Annotated in this window: 11 protein-coding genes; 5 read left to right on the top strand and 6 right to left on the bottom strand. The window is 54.0% G+C overall.

Annotated elements, in window-relative coordinates; genetic code table 11:
• The first annotated feature begins 179 nt into the window (after window positions 1–179).
• The gene (locus tag OXH16_12975; protein ID MCY3682309.1) at window positions 180–1,526 is read left to right on the top strand and encodes an FAD-binding protein; all 1,347 of its coding nucleotides are present in this window, start codon (window positions 180–182) and stop codon (window positions 1,524–1,526) included.
• Between the two features lie 33 nt (window positions 1,527–1,559).
• On the top strand, window positions 1,560–3,101 hold the full coding sequence (locus tag OXH16_12970; protein MCY3682308.1) for a sulfatase: 1,542 nt from the start codon (window positions 1,560–1,562) through the stop codon (window positions 3,099–3,101).
• A gap of 53 nt (window positions 3,102–3,154) precedes the next feature.
• On the opposite strand, the gene OXH16_12965 is transcribed toward OXH16_12970, so the two are convergent.
• The 3 genes from OXH16_12965 to OXH16_12955 all read right to left on the bottom strand — a co-directional run bounded on the left by OXH16_12965 (window position 3,155) and on the right by OXH16_12955 (window position 6,337).
• Complete coding sequence (locus OXH16_12965) at window positions 3,155–4,558, bottom strand: aldehyde dehydrogenase family protein (protein ID MCY3682307.1); 1,404 nt, start codon at window positions 4,556–4,558, stop codon at window positions 3,155–3,157.
• A gap of 114 nt (window positions 4,559–4,672) precedes the next feature.
• Entirely contained in the window at window positions 4,673–5,722 is a 1,050-nt protein-coding gene (locus tag OXH16_12960) for a dihydrodipicolinate synthase family protein (GenBank protein MCY3682306.1), read from the bottom strand.
• A gap of 3 nt (window positions 5,723–5,725) precedes the next feature.
• On the bottom strand, window positions 5,726–6,337 hold the full coding sequence (locus OXH16_12955; protein MCY3682305.1) for a nucleotidyltransferase family protein: 612 nt from the start codon (window positions 6,335–6,337) through the stop codon (window positions 5,726–5,728).
• Between the two features lie 438 nt (window positions 6,338–6,775).
• Here OXH16_12955 and OXH16_12950 point away from each other — a divergent pair, with 438 nt between their 5' ends.
• Window positions 6,776–9,913, top strand: a complete 3,138-nt coding sequence (locus OXH16_12950; GenBank protein ID MCY3682304.1) for a glycosyl hydrolase — start codon at window positions 6,776–6,778, stop codon at window positions 9,911–9,913.
• Window positions 9,914–9,946: 33 nt separating this feature from the next.
• Here the strand turns inward: OXH16_12950 and OXH16_12945 are convergent, their stop codons facing one another.
• A complete protein-coding gene (locus OXH16_12945; GenBank protein ID MCY3682303.1) occupies window positions 9,947–12,016 on the bottom strand; it encodes an ATP-grasp domain-containing protein in 2,070 nt (689 codons plus the stop codon).
• Window positions 12,017–12,080: 64 nt separating this feature from the next.
• Here OXH16_12945 and OXH16_12940 point away from each other — a divergent pair, with 64 nt between their 5' ends.
• Window positions 12,081–13,343 carry a hypothetical protein gene (locus tag OXH16_12940; GenBank protein ID MCY3682302.1) on the top strand — a complete coding sequence of 421 codons (1,263 nt, stop codon included), beginning with the start codon at window positions 12,081–12,083 and terminating at the stop codon, window positions 13,341–13,343.
• Here the strand turns inward: OXH16_12940 and OXH16_12935 are convergent, their stop codons facing one another.
• Both OXH16_12935 and OXH16_12930 read right to left on the bottom strand, forming a co-directional pair.
• Window positions 13,344–15,227: a thioredoxin family protein gene (locus OXH16_12935; GenBank protein ID MCY3682301.1), complete on the bottom strand. Its 1,884-nt coding sequence runs from the start codon at window positions 15,225–15,227 to the stop codon at window positions 13,344–13,346.
• Window positions 15,228–15,251: 24 nt separating this feature from the next.
• The gene (locus OXH16_12930) at window positions 15,252–18,536 is read right to left on the bottom strand and encodes a SpoIIE family protein phosphatase (GenBank protein ID MCY3682300.1); all 3,285 of its coding nucleotides are present in this window, start codon (window positions 18,534–18,536) and stop codon (window positions 15,252–15,254) included.
• Between the two features lie 252 nt (window positions 18,537–18,788).
• Between OXH16_12930 and OXH16_12925 the strand changes: the two genes are divergently transcribed.
• Window positions 18,789–20,198, top strand: a complete 1,410-nt coding sequence (locus OXH16_12925) for a sulfatase (protein ID MCY3682299.1) — start codon at window positions 18,789–18,791, stop codon at window positions 20,196–20,198.
• Window positions 20,199–20,200 lie beyond the last annotated feature (2 nt).

Raw genomic sequence — 20,200 nt, 5'->3', positions numbered from 1 at the left:
GGGCTTACGTCGGGATGGCGTAAGCCCATTTTTTAAAATTGCTGTGGACATATAGGGTATTATTTCCGCTTGATTTCTGCACTCAAGGAGGTGAGATAATTTCACCTCTTTTTTCTTTGCCTTGACAGCGGGAATAAACTGTATTAGGATGGCATCCCGATATTCACAGGAGAAACAGAATGTCCAACCATTACGACGTCATAGTAGCGGGCGCGGGCATAGGCGGATTGTGTGCGGCGTTGCGTGCCCGGGAAAAAGGCGCATCCGTAGCCCTCATCGAAAAAGCCGAAACAATCGGCGGATCTGCAGCCGCATCGGGCGGCACCATCTGGTGTGCAAAAAACATCGACGAATGGCTCAAAGTGCAGCCCAACGGCGACACAGCACTTGGCTCCGCCTTGATCGACCGCTTCTACACAGGCATCGAATGGCTCCGCAAACAGGGCGTATCCCTACAAGCGCGCGAAGACAAACCGTACAAATTTCAACGCACCATCTACCAATTCACACCCGACGCCCGCACCGCAATGGAAATCCTCGGCTACCAGTTCCAACACATGGGCGGCACCATCCTCACACACACCGGCCTGACCGGCCTCGTCGGCGGCAACGGCAAACCCATCACAGGCGTCAAAACCACACATACAGAAATAACAGCCCGCTCCGTCATCCTATCAACCGGCGGATACCAGGCCAGCCCCGAATTGCGCGCGCAGTACTTCGGCACAGAATCCGATCACATGATCGTCCGAGGCGTACCCCAAAACACCGGCGGAGGATTTCAAAGCGCACTCGAAGCAGGCGCGCAACCCACAGGCCCCCTCAACCGTTTCTACGGCCATCTCCTGCCCGCACCACCCGCACGAGTCGGCCTCCACAACTTCCTCACAGTCAAACCCGACTTCAGCGAATACGCCATCTTAATCAACCTCAAAGGCGAGCGATTCGACGACGAATATCTCGGCGACGAAGTCACCTGCCACACCCTCGTCCAGCAACCCCGGGCCACTGCCATCCTCATCTTTGACCAGCACATCCGCGACAACCAGAACGCGCTCTCCCAATGGCCCACGCCAGACAACGACCGCGTTAAAAACATCCGCGAAGCAGGCGGCGAAGTCATCAAAACACCATCCCTTGAAGAACTCACCCGCGCACTGACCAACCGCTGGCACATCCCCGCTCACACCTTCAAAAAAACAATGGCCGAATACGCAACCGCCTGCGCCACCGGCAACGGCCAAACCCTCTCAATACCAAAAACCGGCGGCCTCATCCCCCTCAACACACCGCCCTATTACGCCATCCGCACACGCCCCGGCATCACCTTCACCTACGGCGGTGCCAAAGTCAATGCCCAGGCACAAGTCATAGACAAAAACGACCAGCCCATCCCGGGCCTCTACGCAGCCGGCGCCGACTGTGGCGGCATCTACACCCGCGGCTACACGGGCGGTTTGTGCATGGGCCTCGCGTATGGCCTCATCGCGGGCGAAAGCGCGGCGGAATACACCACACCGAAATAGGCTTTCAACATCCACACCAAAAATGGAGAACCCATGCAACCCAACATCCTCTTTGCTTTTGCCGACGACTGGGGGCGTTACGCCAGCGCATATCAGCGCATAGAAGGCCCCGACTCACTCAACCACCTCATCGACACCCCCAACTTTGACCGCATAGCCCGCGAAGGCGCACTATTCACCAACGCCTTTGTACCAGCACCGAGTTGCACCCCCTGCCGAAGCTCTATCCTCTCTGGACAATACTTCTGGCAAACCGGCCTCGGTGCCATCTTACAAGGCGCGATATGGGACGAAAGCATCCCCACCTACCCCCTCGAACTCGAAAAAGCCGGATACCACATCGGCTACACCTACAAAGTCTGGTCCCCCGGAAAAGCCGTCAACGCCCCTTATGGCGCAGAGCGAACATGCTATGAAACCGCCGGCAACAACTACCGCAGATTCTCCCACTGGGTAACCAAAAACGCTGACGAACTGGGCGTTGAAGGCGCCAAACAAGCCCTGCTAAACGAAACCCGCGACAACTTCAACGCATTCCTCCACGCCCGTCCCCAAAACACACCCTTCTGCTACTGGTGGGGACCCACCAACACCCACCGCTCCTGGGAACGCGGCTCCGGCAAAGCCTTATGGGATCTGGAACCCGACGACCTCAAAGGCCGCTTACCCGGCTTCCTGCCCGATGTACACGACATCCGAGAAGACGTAGCCGACTACTTGGGCGAATGTCAGGCCGTTGACGCGGGCCTCGGCGTCTTGATCCAGCGCCTCGAAGAAATCGGCGAACTCGACAACACCCTCATCGTCGTCAGCGGCGACCACGGCATACCGGGCTTTCCCCGCGGCAAATGCAACCTCTACGACATCGGCTGCGAAGTCACCCTCGCCGCGCGCTGGCCCAACAACATCCCCGCGGGACGCACCGTTGAAGACTTTGTTAATCTCATGGACCTCGCCCCCACATTCCTCGAAGCCGCGGGCGCAGACATCCCCAATACCATGACCGGCAAAAGCCTGCTCCCCGTACTCAAAAGCGACCAGAGCGGCCTCGTTGATCCCGACCGCACCTTTGTCATCACCGGCCGAGAACGGCACGTTGGCACTGCAAGAGAAGGCCAGCTACCCTACCCGCAACGCGCCATCCGCACGGCCGACTTTCTCTACATCCACAACTTTGCACCCGACCGCTGGCCCATGGGCGATCCCCAGGGACTCGATGACCTCCATGCAGAAGCCCCTTCTGCCGAAGACCTGGCAGGGAAAACCTTCATCGCCTATCCCGACATGGACGCCAGCCCCACAAAATCCTATATGATCCTCCACCGCGCAGAAGAAGACGTACAGGAACTATTCGAAATCGGCTTTGGCAAACGTCCGCGTGAAGAACTCTACGACCTGCGCGTGGACCCGCACTACATGAACAACATCGCCGACGACCCCGAATACGCCCCCACTCGCAAAGAACTCTCTACCGCACTCATGCAAACCCTGCGCGAACAAAGCGACCCGCGCCTCGTCGAATCGCCCTGTCGATTCGAACACGCGCCTTATGCTGGACCCGTCGAAAACTGGTAAAAAAAAACGGCTCCTCAATAAAGGAGCCGTTTTTTCGCATCTTACAAACAACTTTAATGAAACACCACCATCTTCGTCTCCGTCATCTCCTCCACCGCGTACTTTGGACCCTCCTTGCCCATCCCGCTATCCTTCAGCCCGCCGTAAGGCATCAAATCCGCGCGCCACTGCGTGCCCCAATTGACGTGGATATTACCCGAATGGACCTCTCGTGCAAACCGCATCGCCCAGTGGATATTCTCTGTAAATAGTGCCGCACTCAAACCGTAATTCGTATCATTGGCCATCGCAATCGCAGCGTCGATATCGTCAAACCGCGTAATACCCACCGCGGGACCAAACAACTCATCGCACGAAATTTTCATACTCGGATCCACATCGGCCAGAATCGTCGGCTGATAAATCGCACCATCGCGCTCGCCGCCCGTCACCAGACGCGCGCCAGCACCCACCGCATCCTGAATCCACGCCTGCACGCGCACGGCATCGCGTTCCCGTACCATCGGACCCATCATCACGCCATCATCAACGGGATTGCCCGTCGCCAGCGCCTCGACCTTTGGCGTCAACGCATCGATAAAATCGCCGTAAACCGCGTCATTGACAATCACCCGCTGCGCTGAAATGCACACCTGCCCGGCATTGGCAAAACCCGTCGTCGCGGTCGCAGCAGCCACCTGATCCAGATCCGCATCCGGCATCACGATCAAAGGCGCGTTGGACCCGAGTTCCATCGTCACCTTCTTCAACCCCGCCATATTGCAAATCTCCTCACCCACATCGCGGCTACCCGTAAAACTGATCTTGCGCACACGGCCATCAGAACACAGTGCCTGGCCCAATTCATTCCCCGGACCCGTAATACACTGCACTGCCTCGGCAGGCACACCGGCCTCCACCAGAATCTCCACCAGCTTCAGCGCCGAAAGCGGCGTATCTGTCGCCGGCTTCACAATCACCGCATTGCCCGCAGCGAGTGCAGGACCCACCTTGTGACACACCAGATTCAGGGGAAAATTAAACGGCGTAATCGCCAGCACCACCCCACACGGCACGCGCAGCGTAAAACCAAACTGATCGCGCACGCCCGAACCGCCATCCAGCGGAATGGTCTCGCCGTACAACCGCTTGGCTTCCTCTGCAGACAGCGTCATCGTCTCAATCGCACGCCCGGCCTCGCCGATACCCTCCGCCAGAACCTTGCCCTCTTCCAGCGTAATCGTACGCCCTAAATCCTCGACCCGTTCCCGCATCAAATTCACAGCCCGATGCAAAATCTCATACCGCTCATAAGCCGTCAAAGCCGCCATCGCTCTGGCACCGCGCACAGCCGTCGCAATCGCCACCTCCGCATCTGCTGCATCGCCTTTTGGCACCGTATCCACCACCGAATTATCAAATGGATTGATCACATCGATCTTCTCAGCCTTATCCACCCATTGACCACCAATATGCATCTTCACGACAAACCTCCTTCAATTAAAAATTGCCATTCTCGAACTTCAATTTCATCTCAGACCACTCATCATGCACAGCGACCCCCTGCAAGTCAACAAAATTCATCCCTCGCCTCACCCCAACCACGCATCCAAATGCGCCGCCACAAAATCGTCGTCATTCAAATGCGGATAAGCATCATACACGCGGTCGATCTCCTCTGCTTGTCCCGGCGACAGACCCTCCTCGGGATTCAAACACCACACACCCTCCAAAAGCCCCTGCCTTCGCAACACCTCGTGAACGCCGGCAATACACCCGTGAAAATCATGGGCCACATCAAAAAACGCCGCATTGCAATCCGTCACCTCAATCGCCCGCGTCAGCATCTCCCCTGGCACAGCATCCGATTGCGCAACTTCGCGACACGTCCTCAATATCTCCACCGCCTTCTTTGTCCACACCGCCCAATGCCCCAAAAGCCCACCTACAATACGCACATCCACACACGCATCATCGCACCAAAACCGATGCGACGTCAGCAAATCCATCACAATATTATCGTCATTACCCGTATAAAGCGCAATATCCGCCACCCGCCCCGCCGCCACAACCCCGCGAATCACATCCAGCGTCTGATACCGATTAAAAGGCGCAATCTTAATACCCACCACAGACTCAATCTCTGCAAAACGCCGCCAAAAATCAAACGGCAACACACATCCCCCCACAGCCGGCTGCAGATAAAACCCCATCACCGGAATCACATCGGCCACAGCGCGGCAATGTGCAACCATCGCATCGACATCTGCATTGGCAAAAGCACGCAAACTCACCAACCCGACCTCATAGCCGCAATCGCGCGCGACCTCTGCCTCTGCCACCGCCTGTCGCGTATTGCCCACAATGCCAGCCACGCGGATAAAATCAGCCGGTGCCTCGGCATCCATCACATCCCCAGCCAGTTCCAGAACCGGCCGATACAAATCCCATTTCGGATCGCGGATTTCAAACTGCGTCGTATGCACCCCCACGGCCAATCCCCCCGCACCAGCAGCAATATAATAGCGCGACAACGCCTGCTGACGCCGGGCATCCAGCTTCCGCGCTGCGGTCAGCGCCAGCGGATGTGCGGGAATCACCTGCCCCTTCTTCAATGCAATCTCAACATCTTTTTTCAACATCTTCTATTCTCCATTTATCCCTCGCCTCTCCATCTCCGCCCGATAATCTTCTGGCGTATCCAGATCCCGCAAAATACCCTCATCACCCACCGGCACCTCCAGCGTATCTTGCGGATGCCCGCGCATAACCGGCTTGAGACCCTCATCCCCAGAAAGCCTTAGAATCTCGCCCCGGTAACGCGACAAATTGATCAACACCGGATGCCCGCGCTTTCCACCCGAAACGGGAATCACAATACCCCTCTCCCCCTCGCGGTATGCCTGCACCACAGCCTGAACAACGCGCAACTCAATCTGAGGCTGATCCCCGAGAGCGATCAGCACCGCATCTGCATCCCCGGGCAAATGGCGAAGACCGCAAAGCACACTGGAAAACATCCCCTCGCGGTACGCATCATTCACGCAACACAGCACGGGCCGACCGCGCAAACTCTCGCGCACAGCATCTGCATCGTGCCCCAAAACCACCACAACGCCAGTCAGATCAGCACCATTTAGCGTATCGACCACCGTTTGAAGAACCGTTCGGTCACCAAAGGGCAACAACTGCTTAGTTGACCCCATGCGCCGCGCCATACCCGCGGCCAGTACAAGACCGTAAATTTGCTCGTTCATAACACCTCGGTAGTATAATGATAAGGCTTACTGTTGACAAGTGCGTATTTTAACAGCTTATATATCATTCTATAAACTTATAATAAAACAACATTTTATTAAAATAACTTGACTTTTTCTATTCAGGCATTAAATTTTTCGGGGTTATAAACAAACGGAATGCGGGCATCTCAAAACGCGAGGTCACGCCATTGATTTGCGAACAATGTGGCAAAGTTCCAGCAACAAAAGCACAAACGCATATCGAAAACGGCATCAAGCGCGTCCTTTATCGCTGTGATACCTGCGCGGGCCTAAACGCCCCCAAATTAGACCGACCCTGCGCGCAGTGCAAACAGCGGGAAGGCGAGATAAAACTCACCCGTATTCGCCCGCACGGCCGGGTAGTTACATATATATGTCAGGCCTGTGCTGACACAAGCTAAATCCCCTGAACTTATGGACCTCAAAAACTTCATCAATCCCCCTGCTGCTGATCGCCTCGTTCCATTTTGGATATGGAACGGCATCATAGAAGAAAACGAACTCGTCCGCCAAATCCGCGAAATGAGCGAAAAAGGGCTGGGTGGATTTTGCCTATCAACAGGTCCCGGGCTAAAAACGCCCTATTTGTCGCACATCTGGTTCGAGCGCGTAAAATTGGCACTCGAAACCGCAGAAGAAAATGGCCTCCATGTCTGGATCCACGACGAATACCGCTATCCAGGTGGTATTGGATCAACCCAGATCACCTTAAACCACCCCCAATTCGTCGCACAACAACTCACCTTTCGCGAAACCGTTGTACAGGGCGGCCAACAAGTTGACCTTACGCTACCCTGGGCACCCGTGTTGCAAGCATTCGCTGTTCCCTTGCGAAGAGACCGCTGTTTGTGGGAAGACAAACAAGATATCAGCGCTTATCTAGGCGTCAATCATCAACACCACGCATTGCGCAACAACAGTGCTGTGTCCGCCCACCATCCCTACAATTACGTATCTTTTAACCCCACCCGCCGCCTGTACTGGAAAGCACCTGCCGGACGCTGGCGCGTGCTCGTTTTTTTACAAGAACCCTCGGCAAATAGCGATTGTCCCGGCTCACACCTCGATCGATTCAATCCAGAGTCTGTCCGCACCCTGCATCAGACCATTCAACAGCCCTACATCGAACAATTTTCCGCTTATCAGGGCAAAACCTTAAAGGGCATTTTAACCTCGGAAACGCATTTCCCCAAAGATCGCCTGCCCTGGTCATCCGTATTGCCCGACTACTTCCAAACGCGCAACGGCTACAATCTCCTGTCCTGCTTGCCTGCCCTCATAACCTACTTTGGTCCCAACACGGGTCGCATTCGCTACGACTATTTTCAAACCCTGAGCGAACTGCAACAGCGGCACGACAGCGCGCGCAGTGCCGACTGGTGCAAAGAGCACGACCTCAATTACGCGAGCGATATAACCCCGCTTCGCAATGCTCATCGCACTTCCATACCCATACCTGGTACAGGCGGCAGTCTCGACGTTGAAAGCACCAGAGAAAACGTCATATCATATCGCCACAGCCCTGAATTTGCAACGGCACTCGCCGCCCAGACAAACACTTCGCGCATAATCAATACCTGTTTTCAAAACACGGGCTGGGCAACCACGCTGCAAGATATGAAAGCACAGCTCGATACCCTCGGCACCCACGGCACCAACTTCTTTGCGCCCCACGCCCTCTACTACACACTCGACGGATTGCGCAAACACGCCACATCTCTATTTCATCAAAATCCCTACTGGAAACACTTTCACCTGCTGTCTGACTACGCGGGGCGACTTGCCCATCTCTTGTGCCGGGGTCAGCAAGTAGCCGATATTGCACTCCTCGACCCTGTCACCAGCTTGTGGGCACACCTCGCACACCCGTTTCACAACTGGTCTTATGTCGGCTATGATCCCGATGAAGAAACACTGACCAATAACCTCGTTGCCGACTGGGCTTGTATTGCCCGCGCCCTGTATCAGATGCAACGGCCATTTCAAAGCCTTGACCCGGCCCTCCTCGCCCAGGCGGAAATCATCAACCGCCAATTGCAGATCGGCAAAACGCGCTACACGGTCCTGGTCCTTCCCCCCATCACCAATCTGGAACGCGAAGCTTTTGATAAGCTACGCGCATTTATCAATGCAGGCGGCCTCGTCATCGCCCTGGGATTATTGCCCATTGAGGATATTCAAGAAGGCGCATCAATCGTCGAGGGATTTTCGCGGTTAACCGACATGGAACCGGGGCGAATGATTCGCGATTACACCGGCCACGAATCGGGCGTCCACCTGCTGAGTCGAGACAACTTCATGTTTATCCGTACGGGGGGTACGGTAGAAAAAAATCAGGCGACATTCATGCTGGAACGCCTGCTCGACGAAATTCTGCCCCGGCGAGTACGCATCATGTCCGACGGAAAAAACGCCGACGCGATACAATATCACCACCGCACAGATGAAAAGCACCACATATTCTTTTTTGCCAATCGGGGAAATTCACCCATTACAACGCAAATTTATATACCTCCCACCAGTAGAAAAATAGAAAAATGGGATTTGGAAACGGGCAACCGCACACCCCTTGTGGTCAAATCCACCGGAGAAATGAGCCGCATCGACCTCTCCTTTGATCGGCTGCAATCACACATGATCGTAACAGGCCCTGCAAAAACAAAAAAAGAAGAGCTTCCGGTAGAAACGCTCAAACTCAATTTAACAGGCCACTGGAAAGTTGACCCAGAAGAAGATAACGCACTGCGCCTGGACAAATTCAAAACAAAAATCGACCCGTCTAACACAGGCCTGCGCCAGAACTGGCATCAACCGACTTATAGCGATAGCAGATGGTCCGAAACGCGCCCACAACCTCTTGACGATTCAGCAGAAAAAACGATTTTTTGGTACCGAACAACCTTTATCGCAGACATCGTCCCCAGCAAACTCTCCCTGGTCATGGATCGAAGTGCTATTCAGGGAGAGCATCAGATCTACATCAACGGTTCCAAATTGCCGAGCAATGCATTTCGTCCCACCTTCCGATTCGATCACGCCAACGCGACGTGTTCCGTGGGACAGCGCATAAACAAGGGCAAAAATGTGATCGCCATCCGCGTGGAAGCCAACAACCCGGGCGATGGCCTCGTCGATGCCCTGTATCTCTTTGGACGTTTTCAGGTCAAATCCTGGCGCAGCGTATATCCCAAACTAACACCCCTTCAAGATAGCGGTCCTATTTTTGACCTCAAAGCGCAGGGACTGCCCTTCTATGCTGGCACCGTGTCATATACCCGGGACATCGATTTCAAAACCCTGCCCAAAACCGCGCATTTCAAAATAGACCTCGAACGCACCGTGAAAACCCTCTCCGACATCGTCGAAATAACAATCAACGGACAGTCTCTGGGCGTACGCGCCTGGGCGCCCTATTGCTGGACTGGAAAAACAGTCCACCTCAAACAGGGCAAAAATCGCGTTGTCTTCCGCGTCACCAACACACTCGAAAAATTACTTACAGGCATGGTATATCAGCCGAAAACGCAAAAAATAGTTCCAGTAGAGATATAAAATCGCCTGTAGGGGCGGGTTTAAAACCCGCCCCTACAGCAAATATTTTCGTATCAGATACCGATAAATTTGCACAAAATCGCCGCGTCCATTATCCGCATTATAAAAGTGACATATGGGATTGGGATTCACTTCCAAAACAAAAAACCCATCGGAACTCGCGATCAAATCAATTGCGTAAAATCCCAAATTCAACACCCGATTCAACGCCCGTGTCAATACTCGAAACTCCTCCAATAACCCCTCATCCACGACCGCAACCGCCCTGCCCCCCACCCGATGCAGGGGATTGATATCCTCTCCTTCAATATCTGAGTCATTTTGTTTTTCATATGCGAGCAACAACTCATCCTCGCTGCCCACAATGCGATACTCAGGTCCCTCGACATAAGCCTGGATCAACAACACATTGTCCAATCGGCTGCTTTCCACACACAAGTCTTGCAAGCGCGAATGCAAACCCTCTGCATTCGCCTCCAGATACACGCCCTGTGCCATAGATCCGCGATTGCGTTTCACCACAACCGGAAAAGACATGTGTTGCACCACATCACTTACAATATCTGAGACAGAAGCATGCGTCTTATACCGATCAAACCGCCGATCAGATAGAGGATTGAACACCGTCATCGTTTTGGGCACTGTAATATTCGCCCGATCAAACACCTCGTATTGATACCCCTTATCCTCCGCCAATCTTCCAGAAACATAATCGTTAAACGGATGTTTATTTCGCAAAAAATACAGCGGCTTTCTCTCTCTCTCCACCCGAATCACATTGCCATCTGCCGACACCGCCTCATACCCCACGTCCAACTGCCGACACGCGATCTCAAAACACCGCAAACTCTCTAAAATCACATCCTCGCCAAAACTGTCCGCCTCCCCGGGCAAATCCAGCACCTCGCGGGCCAACGCCACCAGATACAGCGACCCCAGGACACACGTAGGCTGTTGGGAAACCTCCGTCAAAAAACTCAAACCCCCTGTCTCACACCGCACACACAGCCCCTCTGGAACCAGCGCGCTCAAACGCGCCACAGAAATGGCCTTCGGATGCGCCGACTGCGTCAAAACAACCTCGGCGGCCAGAGGCGAAAGAGCCTGCAAAATACCCCGTGCATCGTGCCCCTTATTAACACCCACCACAAATCGCCACTTATCCGATAGAACTTGCAAATCGCGGACCAATGCGCGAACCGCATCCGGATTGTGGGCCCCATCTAAAATCAACGTCTTCCGAACCACCTCAAAGCGCCCGGGCAGAGCCCGATTCAAAACCACATCCCGCACCCATTCATCTGCCAACACCATCCCGCACCCATCTACAACATGACGCGCCACACCAACCGACAGCGCGGCATTCTCCCGAAAAGTAACTGGTCGATCCGCCATATCGTCCATTTTCTCATCGACCACATGCAATGCCGCACCCCGAAGCGCGCATTCTCTTTCCAATAACTTCAAAACCTCAGGCACCTGTCCTGACCCCGTAAACAGCGGCCTTCCCGAACGCGCAATATGTACCTTATCCGCTGCAATCTCGCGCAGCGTATTGCCCAACACATCCGTGTGATCCAGATGAATCGCCGTCAACACAGCAACCTTCGAATCCCACGCATTGGTCGCGTCAAATTGCCCACCCAGCCCCACCTCAAAAACAGCCCAATCCACATTTGCCCGCGCAAAATGATGCGCCGCCAAAACCGTGAGCGCCTCAAACTTGCTAAACGCACCCCAGCCTTCGCGCTCAAAATCGCGGCTTTTCTCGTAAAAATGTGCGACGCCCTCAGCCCACACATCGCGCGCGAGCACCTCGCCATCAACGCATATCCGCTCGCGCACCGTGTGCAAATGCGGCGACGTATAAAGCCCCACGCGAAAACCCGCTGCCCGCAACAACTCAGCCAGCAAATAACTCACCGTACCCTTGCCATTTGTCCCCCCAACAATAACAGAGCTAAACCGCGCCTGGGGATTATCCATGCGATGTAACAGTGCGCGCACACGCGGTAAATAATTTTCCAGCGCACCTTCTATCGGCTCACCCGTTTCCCAATCGGGCAACGTATTGAGAAACCGATTGCTCCGAAAATAGTTCATCTTTCCCTTCCAAAATAACGTATTATTGTACCCTGAAACCATCCATTTCCAACAGGAGGAACCGATGGAACGCATTGTCGATCCAAAATACCGCTTCGCCTTCTCCTCCAAAACCGGCCGGCCATACTACCGCAAGTGCTATTGGGAAAATCTCTACGTCTTCACCTACGGCACAGATCGCGCACTCGTCGCAACGCGCGTGGTTCCCTTCACCTCACTGCACGAAGCACTCTACACCGCCTTCAAAGGACAGCGGGGCAACACCCTCACACAGCATCTGTTGCCCGAAGTCATGCAACAACCCTATCTCAACGTATTCGACAACAAATCTCAAGTTCAAATCTTTGCAGACAACATCTCTGCCCTCGTACCCGAACAGGACGCAGAACTCCCCGAAGAGCTCTTAAAAAAAACAGAAGCGGAAATAGAAGAAGCCGCTTCTCGAATCATGATCAGACAGGGTATAGAAGGCGGGCTTGGCAGCTTTGCCTCGGGCGAAACCACGCCCTTTCTCGCCCGCGACGAACCCGAAGACCCAACCCGGTCCATCGTGCGCGAAGACGACGAAGACACCGCACTGATCCAGATGAGCGTGCAAATCGACACCGCCATCAAGTCACAGATGCGCGAATCGACAGCACTCACCAGAGGTTCATTCGACATCGCTGCGCGGCTATACACAAATCCCCGTTACCTCGGCTTTGTGCGTCGTCTCATCAACGCCAAAGGCAGTTATACCTCGCCCATAGTCCGGGACTTTCTAAAATTTTATGCGCGATGCTTCAACGCCAAAATTTCCGAACATCTCCGCCAGAGCAAAGACGACCCCGACATCTTGCGCCAGCGCATTGAAAGCCTGTTGGGCCGCGAAAAAGGCGGGCGCTATCACTACCTCAACTATCACGACCTCACCATATTGGGACGCATTGTCAAAGGCGAAATCGAACCCGATCCAGACGACCCCGACAAAACCACACACTGCTTCAAACTATCCAGCACCATCGACCCACAAACCCTTCACCTGTCCGAAATTCGCGATCCGGTACAGCGCTTTGCAACTCGCAAATTCGTCGAACACACCTTCAACGCCCGTCACAACATCAAAAATATTCAATACATCGACGAACTCTCTCGGCGAAAAATACCCTTCGTCGAGCACCTCCCCGACCCCATCGAACGCGCTATGCGCTCGGGCATCGAAACACTCGAAGCCTATCTCGACCAACTTGAACCCAAAATGCTTCACATCGCCATCGGCGCCCTTCTCCTATCCCTGCTCGGCGTCGTTGCCCTCGTCCTGGGCGCATTTATCGGCCTGGCACGGTAATTACTCCACACTCGCCACTGTCGGATCAAGCCCCTGTTTCAAAAAGCGCACAAAAACATCCACATCGCGCGTCATCCCCGGAAAATGTGTAATCTCTTTTCCCCCGGGTGTCATAATCGCGTACAAAGGCAGAGCAACCGTACCAAAATTAGCCTCCTGCAAATCGCGATTGCGCTTGTATTTTTCTCCCCGCCCATCTGTGTACAACTGAACCCGTACAAACTGCTTTAACAACGCATGCACCTCCTTTTCGGGAAAAATATTCGCCTCCATCCAGCGGCAATTCGTACACGCATAGCCCGTAAAATCGATAAATACCGGTTTACCCGTCGCCTTTGCTTCTGCCAAACCCGCTTCATAATCATCGCGCCAGGTCAGTTCCGGTTCACCGCTCCTTATCTTGGCAATCTCCCCATAACTTCCATAAGGCGGGAAAAATGCGTCCCATTCGCCCAGAGGTGCGCCAAAAAGACCCGTCATCAAATACAGCCCAAAAGCCAAACATCCACTACTCGCCAGCAAACGCAGCGGACCAACTGTATCGAGCACAGAATCGTGCGGCAAGCGGATCTTGCCCAACAAATAAAAACCACACAACAAAAAGATCGCGATCCACCCCGCAATAAAGACCTCGCGCGAAATAATACCCCACTGCCACACCAGATCGACATTGCTCAAAAATTTCAACGCAGCGGCCAATTCCAAAAACCCCATCACAACCTTCACGGAATTTAACCAGCCACCGCTTTGGGGCAGAGCAGCAAGCGACTGCGGAAAAAGTGCCAAAAAGAAAAACGGAGAGGCAAAAGCAGCCGAAAATACCAGCATGCCCAAAATGGGCCACGCCCACGTTCCCTGAGCCGTCAGCACCAGCAGCGTCCCCACAAAAGGCGCAGTACACGTAAACGATGTGAGCGAAAACGTGAATCCCATAATTAGAATTGCGCCATAACTGCCCCCCTGAACCTGGTTCAACTTATTGAGCAAACCATAAGGCAATCGAATCTCAAACAGCCCAAACAACGCCAGCGCAAAAGCCACAAAAATCGCAGTAATCAACAAATTGACCCAGGGATTTGCCGCAAACAGAGCCGCACCAGAAGCGCCCAGGGTCGCCGCCAACACCATACCCAACCCGGTAAACGTAAAAATAATACCCCCGCAATAAGCCAGCGACTTGGTAACAGACTCCCTCCGGCTCTGCGTTTCCTGCTTGGTAAAAAACGACACCGTAATGGGAATCATCGGAAACACACACGGCGTGAGCAAAGCCAGAAAACCCATCCACAAAGACAGGTACAAAAACGCACTCAAACCCTCTGTAATCGCGCGCTCAACATCGGCCACGCTACCCGTACCATCCAACGACACTGGGGGTGTCGCATCAGCAGAAAACACAAACTCCGCCCGCGCAGGTCCCGCCTCCACCACCACGGGAATCTCAAATGCGTATGTATTTGGCGGCAAACACTGCGTCGCATTGCAAAGCATATAGATCACTTCACCCGACAGCACCCGCTCACCCGGCATCCCCTCACCCACCTCAGCCCGCACCCCAAACCGCACTTTGGGATGATAATATTCCACATTCATCTCAAAATTAGGATCGTACTCCACAATAGGCTCAGGCTGAACCACCGCCCCCACCTGCCGAAATCCCGCGCCCGACAGCGCAATCTCTGTGGGATAGGGACCACCCGGCGGTGTGGTCGCCGAATAAATATGCCAATCATCGGAAAGATCCACATCAATCCACACCGCAACAGCCTCTCCAACGCGCGCCGTCTTTGGCTCCACCATCACACCAAACGAAGCCTCATTCTGAGCCATTACAGCACTGCTCTGAAGCATCATCAAAACACATACCGCGACAAAAATCCGCATATCGATCTCCTTTTTCACTTCTCTCTACCGCCTCTTAATAACCAGAAGCGTCACATCATCTGTCTGTGCCGCCGACGCGCGAAACCGAACCAGATCATCAATCACCGTATCGATCAAAACATCGGCACTCGCGCCCGCGTGTTCTTTTAGCAAAGCCTCCAACCGCGCCTCCTCGTAAAACTCTCCCGCGGCATTTTGCATATCCGTCACCCCATCGCTGTAGAGCACCAGCATATCGCCAAAATCCAAAAACGCACGCGTTTCTTTAGGCTCGGTATCCACCTCGGGCGGCAACGTCATACCCAGAGGCACAGACATCAACTCTATCATCTGCAAATCACCGCCCACAGACACCCGATAGGGATAGGGATGCCCGGAATTGGCCAGAACAATCTCTCCCGTCTCTAAATCCAGCGTCCCCAAACAGCACGTCACAAAACTCGCCGCATCAAATTGCTCTTGCAAAACGAGATTCAAATTCCGCAACACATCTATCGGCGTCTGTGCCGCGCGAACCTCATAGTGCAACATCCCGCTCAATTGCATAGCCCGCACAGCACCCTGCATCGCCTTACCCGACACATCTGCGGCTCCAAACCCCAGTATTTTCCGATCGTCGTCCAACCAGAAATACGTGAAATAATCACCGCCGACATGATTGGCTGGCAAACACCTGCCCACCACCTCAAACCCTCTCTCGCGCACGGGATCTCGGGGCAACAGCCCCATCTGCATATCGTGGGCTTCCTGAAGTTCCGTCTCCAACTCATCGATCAACTGCGTCTGTGCTATGCGCCAGCGCTTGTGCTTTTGAAACGCATATCCCGTCGTAACCAGCACGATGAGCAACGAAACGCCACTCAATCCCACAAACCAGGGCCGTTGCCACACAGGCGCCAACACCTCAAACACCTGCACAGCGGGGGTCTTATCCACATTAAAAGCCAGATCCATAGCGCGCACTTCAAATTTGTGACCGCCAGCATCAATGTCCTCCAACAAAACCCGGTTATTGCGCGAAAAAGAGGACCACGCCCCCTCGTCGAGCCGCCATGAATATTGCAATGACCCATCTGGCGTCTGCTTCCACACATCCTGCCCTGCAAATTCAAACAACGCATTTTGATACGGCGCAATTTGAACTGGCGGAGCCAAAAGAAGTGTCTCGGGCGCATCGCCATCGGGATCATAACACCCCAACCCATCAGACGTCGCAAACCACAACAAACCCTCGGCATCTTGTGCCACATCCCAAACCTGTGTACTCGGCAACCCCTCTTGAACCGTATAGCGCACCCAGGCAAACCCATCGGTGTGAATCGCGCCATCAATCGGCGAAGCCAACCACACCTTGCCATCATTGGCGGGAAATATCCGATTCACCCCATTAAACTGCGCCTGATCTGCGCCCGGAACCCGTCGCCATCGCTGCCCATTAAAATGCGCTACCCCTTCAAGCAGTGAACTAATCCATATCTGTCCACCAATATCTTCGGCAACCACAGTAATCGGCCCACCTGGTATCCCATCAGCAGCAGTGTATTTCCGCTGCTCCCCATCCATCAGATGCATCACGCCATCCACCTGCCCCAGCCACAAACTGCCATCGCTCGCCTCGCAAATCGAAATGCTGGACCTTTCGGGATTGCTCTCTATCTGCGCCAGACCCTGTGAGGAAAACAGAGCCGTCCATACCTGCCCATCGAATCGCTGAACACCTGAGCGCGTAATTGCCCACACGCCGCCATCTTGTGCAGGGCACACGGCTCGAAATCCCAATCCCATTCGACGATCGGGCCTTATCACCTCCCATACCTCGCCATCATAACGCAACAATTGAAACGGCGTTACAGTCCAGAGGTGTCCTTTTCCATCGACAAACAAATCGATCAAACGCCCGCGCACATCTTCTAACCCATGTGCCACATGCCAGGAATCCCGCTCAAATTTGTAAATCGCATCATTGCCAACCCAGAGCTGACCATCTTCACCGAGAGCGAAAATCGAAGCACCGCGATCATTCATCCCTGGCCAGTTCCTGTGGTGCAACCACCCCGAAAGCCCCAAACGCGCAACCCCCCCACGCGTACCCACCCAAATTGCCCCATCCGCAGCAATACAGATATCGACCACATAGCTATTGGGCAATCCCTCGCGCTCTGTAAAAATTCGCCATTGTCCGCCCGCATCTCGAAAAGCTGCGCCAGCCGGCGTACCAATCCACACCGTTCCATCCTGTGCAAAGCGAATCACCTGCACCCGATTAGAAGGCAACCCGTCCTCAGTTGTAAATGTTTCCCATTGTCCCGAATAATACCGCTTAAGCCCGTTCTCATCGGTACCAAACCAGAGCGCGCCATCGGCACTTTGCGCCATCGCCCACACAGATACATTGCTCAAACTATCCATATCTGCTATCGTCGTCCATTCCCCCGTATCCACATCCAATAACCCCATACCCTGCTCAAACTCGTCAGGTCTTCCACCTCGCCCTCCACGACCATCAGGACCGTCCATATCCCTCAAATCACCACGCCTGCCCCGACCACCCAGTTCAACTCGCCCTCTGCCACCTTCGGGACCGTCTGCCCCTCTAAAATCACCTCGCCCTCTGCCACCTTCGGGACCGTCTGCCCCTCTAAAACCACCGCGCCTGCCTCTGCCACCCGGTTCACCGCGTCCCCCCCGTCCCATTCCCGGGCCAAACAAAACATTGCCCCCTCGCCCCCCATAAGCGACCCACACTTTCCCATTTGCATCGGCCATCAAGCTCTGAACACCTTGAAGCGGCTGACCATCTAACATCACCAAATAAAGATCTGCGCCATCAAAGCGCAACAAGTGACCTGCATCGGTCACCAGACAGGAGCGACCACCATCCAGCCCCAAAATCTGGCGCAAGCCCCCTCGCCCCCTCAATTCTTCTGGCAGATCAATCCCCCTCCATTCCTCGCCAAAAAAATAAGCCAGTCCCTGTCGTGCTTCACGACCAAAACCCCGTCCCACAGCAGCCCACAATGCCCCATCGGGTGCGGCAACCAGATCCTGAATAGCATTTCCCGGCAGCCCATCTTCAACCCCGTACTTCTTCCATAAACGCCCGTCATAGCGCGACACCCCACCCAGCGTGGCAAACCACATCGCCCCATCGGGTGTCTGCAACACAGCCGTCACCACATTGTGCGCCAGTCCATCTTCTTGCCGAAAGGACGTCCACACATGCCTGGCCTCGCCTGCAAAAACCTCGGCATTGAGGCAAAACAGCCCAACGAGTATCCATCTAAAAAACAAAAATCTTTGACCGCCCATTTACTTCACTCCTTCATAGTTCACATCGCAACATCCATATATAATACCACTCATTGCACCCCCCACAAAGAATAAACGCCTGTGCCCGCCATTCGTCCCACTTGATATCCCACATGCAATGTCATATTTTATGCGGCGGGCGACCACAGGGGGTCGCCCCTACAAATCGGATTCACAGAACTTTGACCGCTACCAGTTGCACACCGTTCCCTACTTCACACTTCTAACTTCACACTTCAAAAGGAGTCTCTCTTGCCTACAGACCGTCCCAACATCCTCTTTATCATGTCCGACGATCACGCATCGCATGCCATGAGTTGTTACAACAGCCGCATCAACCAGACCCCCAACCTCGACCGCATAGCAAATGAAGGCATGCGCTTTGACAACTGCTTTTGCACCAACTCAATCTGCGCCCCCAGCAGAGCCGTAATCCTCACCGGCACATACAACCACATCAACGGCGTAACCACCCTATCGACCCATCTCGATGGCAGGCAACTCACATTTCCCAAATTATTCCAACAGGCGGGATATCAAACCGCCATGATCGGCAAATGGCATCTTGGACACGGCGGCATCCACGACCCCACCGGCTTTGACTACTGGAATGTCCTGCCCGGGCAGGGATTATACCACAACCCCGAAATGATAGAAATGGGTGAAGAAAAAGTTTATCAAGGCTATGTCACCGACATCATCACAGACTTATGCCTCGACTGGCTCAAAGCGCGGGACACAAATCGTCCCTTCATGCTCATGTACCACCACAAAGCGCCCCACCGCGCCTGGGAACCCGACGAAAAACACGCCCACATGTATGAAAACGAAGACATACCTGAACCCGAAACCTTCTGGGACGACTACAGCAACCGCGCCAGCGCTGCCGAAGCCGCCCAAATGCGCGTTGACCGAGACATGAACAAAAATGACCTCAAGGGACTACCCCCCGAGGGTCTCTCACCAGAAGAAGATAAAAAATGGAAATACCAGCGCTACATCAAAGACTACCTGCGCTGTGTGGCCTCCATCGACGACAACGTCGGGCGCATGCTCGACTATCTCGACGCAGAAGGCCTCACCGACAACACCATCGTCATTTACACATCTGACCAGGGCTTTTTCCTGGGCGATCACGGCTGGTATGACAAGCGCTTCATGTACGAAGAATCCCTGCGCATGCCCTTCATCATTCGCTATCCCAAAGAAATCAAACCCGGCAGTATCAACACCGACATGATTCTCAACACCGACTTTGCCCCCACCTTCCTCGACTACGCGGGCATTGACATCCCCGAAACCTTCCAGGGATCGAGCATTCGCCCCTTGCTCAACGGCGAAACACCTGAAGGATGGCAAACATCGATGTATTATCGCTACTGGATGCACCTGACGCACCATCATGTTTACGCCCATTACGGCGTGCGAACCCACCAGTACAAACTCATCTATTACTACGCCGATGGCCTCAAACAAAAAGGATCAATCGAAGACACCAAAGAACCCGAATGGGAACTCTTCGACCTCGAAAAAGACCCTTATGAACTCAACAGCGTGTACGATGACCCCGAATACGCCGATATCGTGCGCGAACTCAAAGACGAACTCTACCGCCTTCAGGCAAAAGTAGAAGACGAGCGGTATGAGAAGGATGTGGATTAAAT

This window comes from Gemmatimonadota bacterium (assembly GCA_026705765.1).
GTDB lineage: Bacteria > Latescibacterota > UBA2968 > UBA2968 > UBA2968 > VXRD01.
Note: the sequence above shows the minus strand (reverse complement) of the source record. Positions and strands in the feature narration are given on the sequence as shown.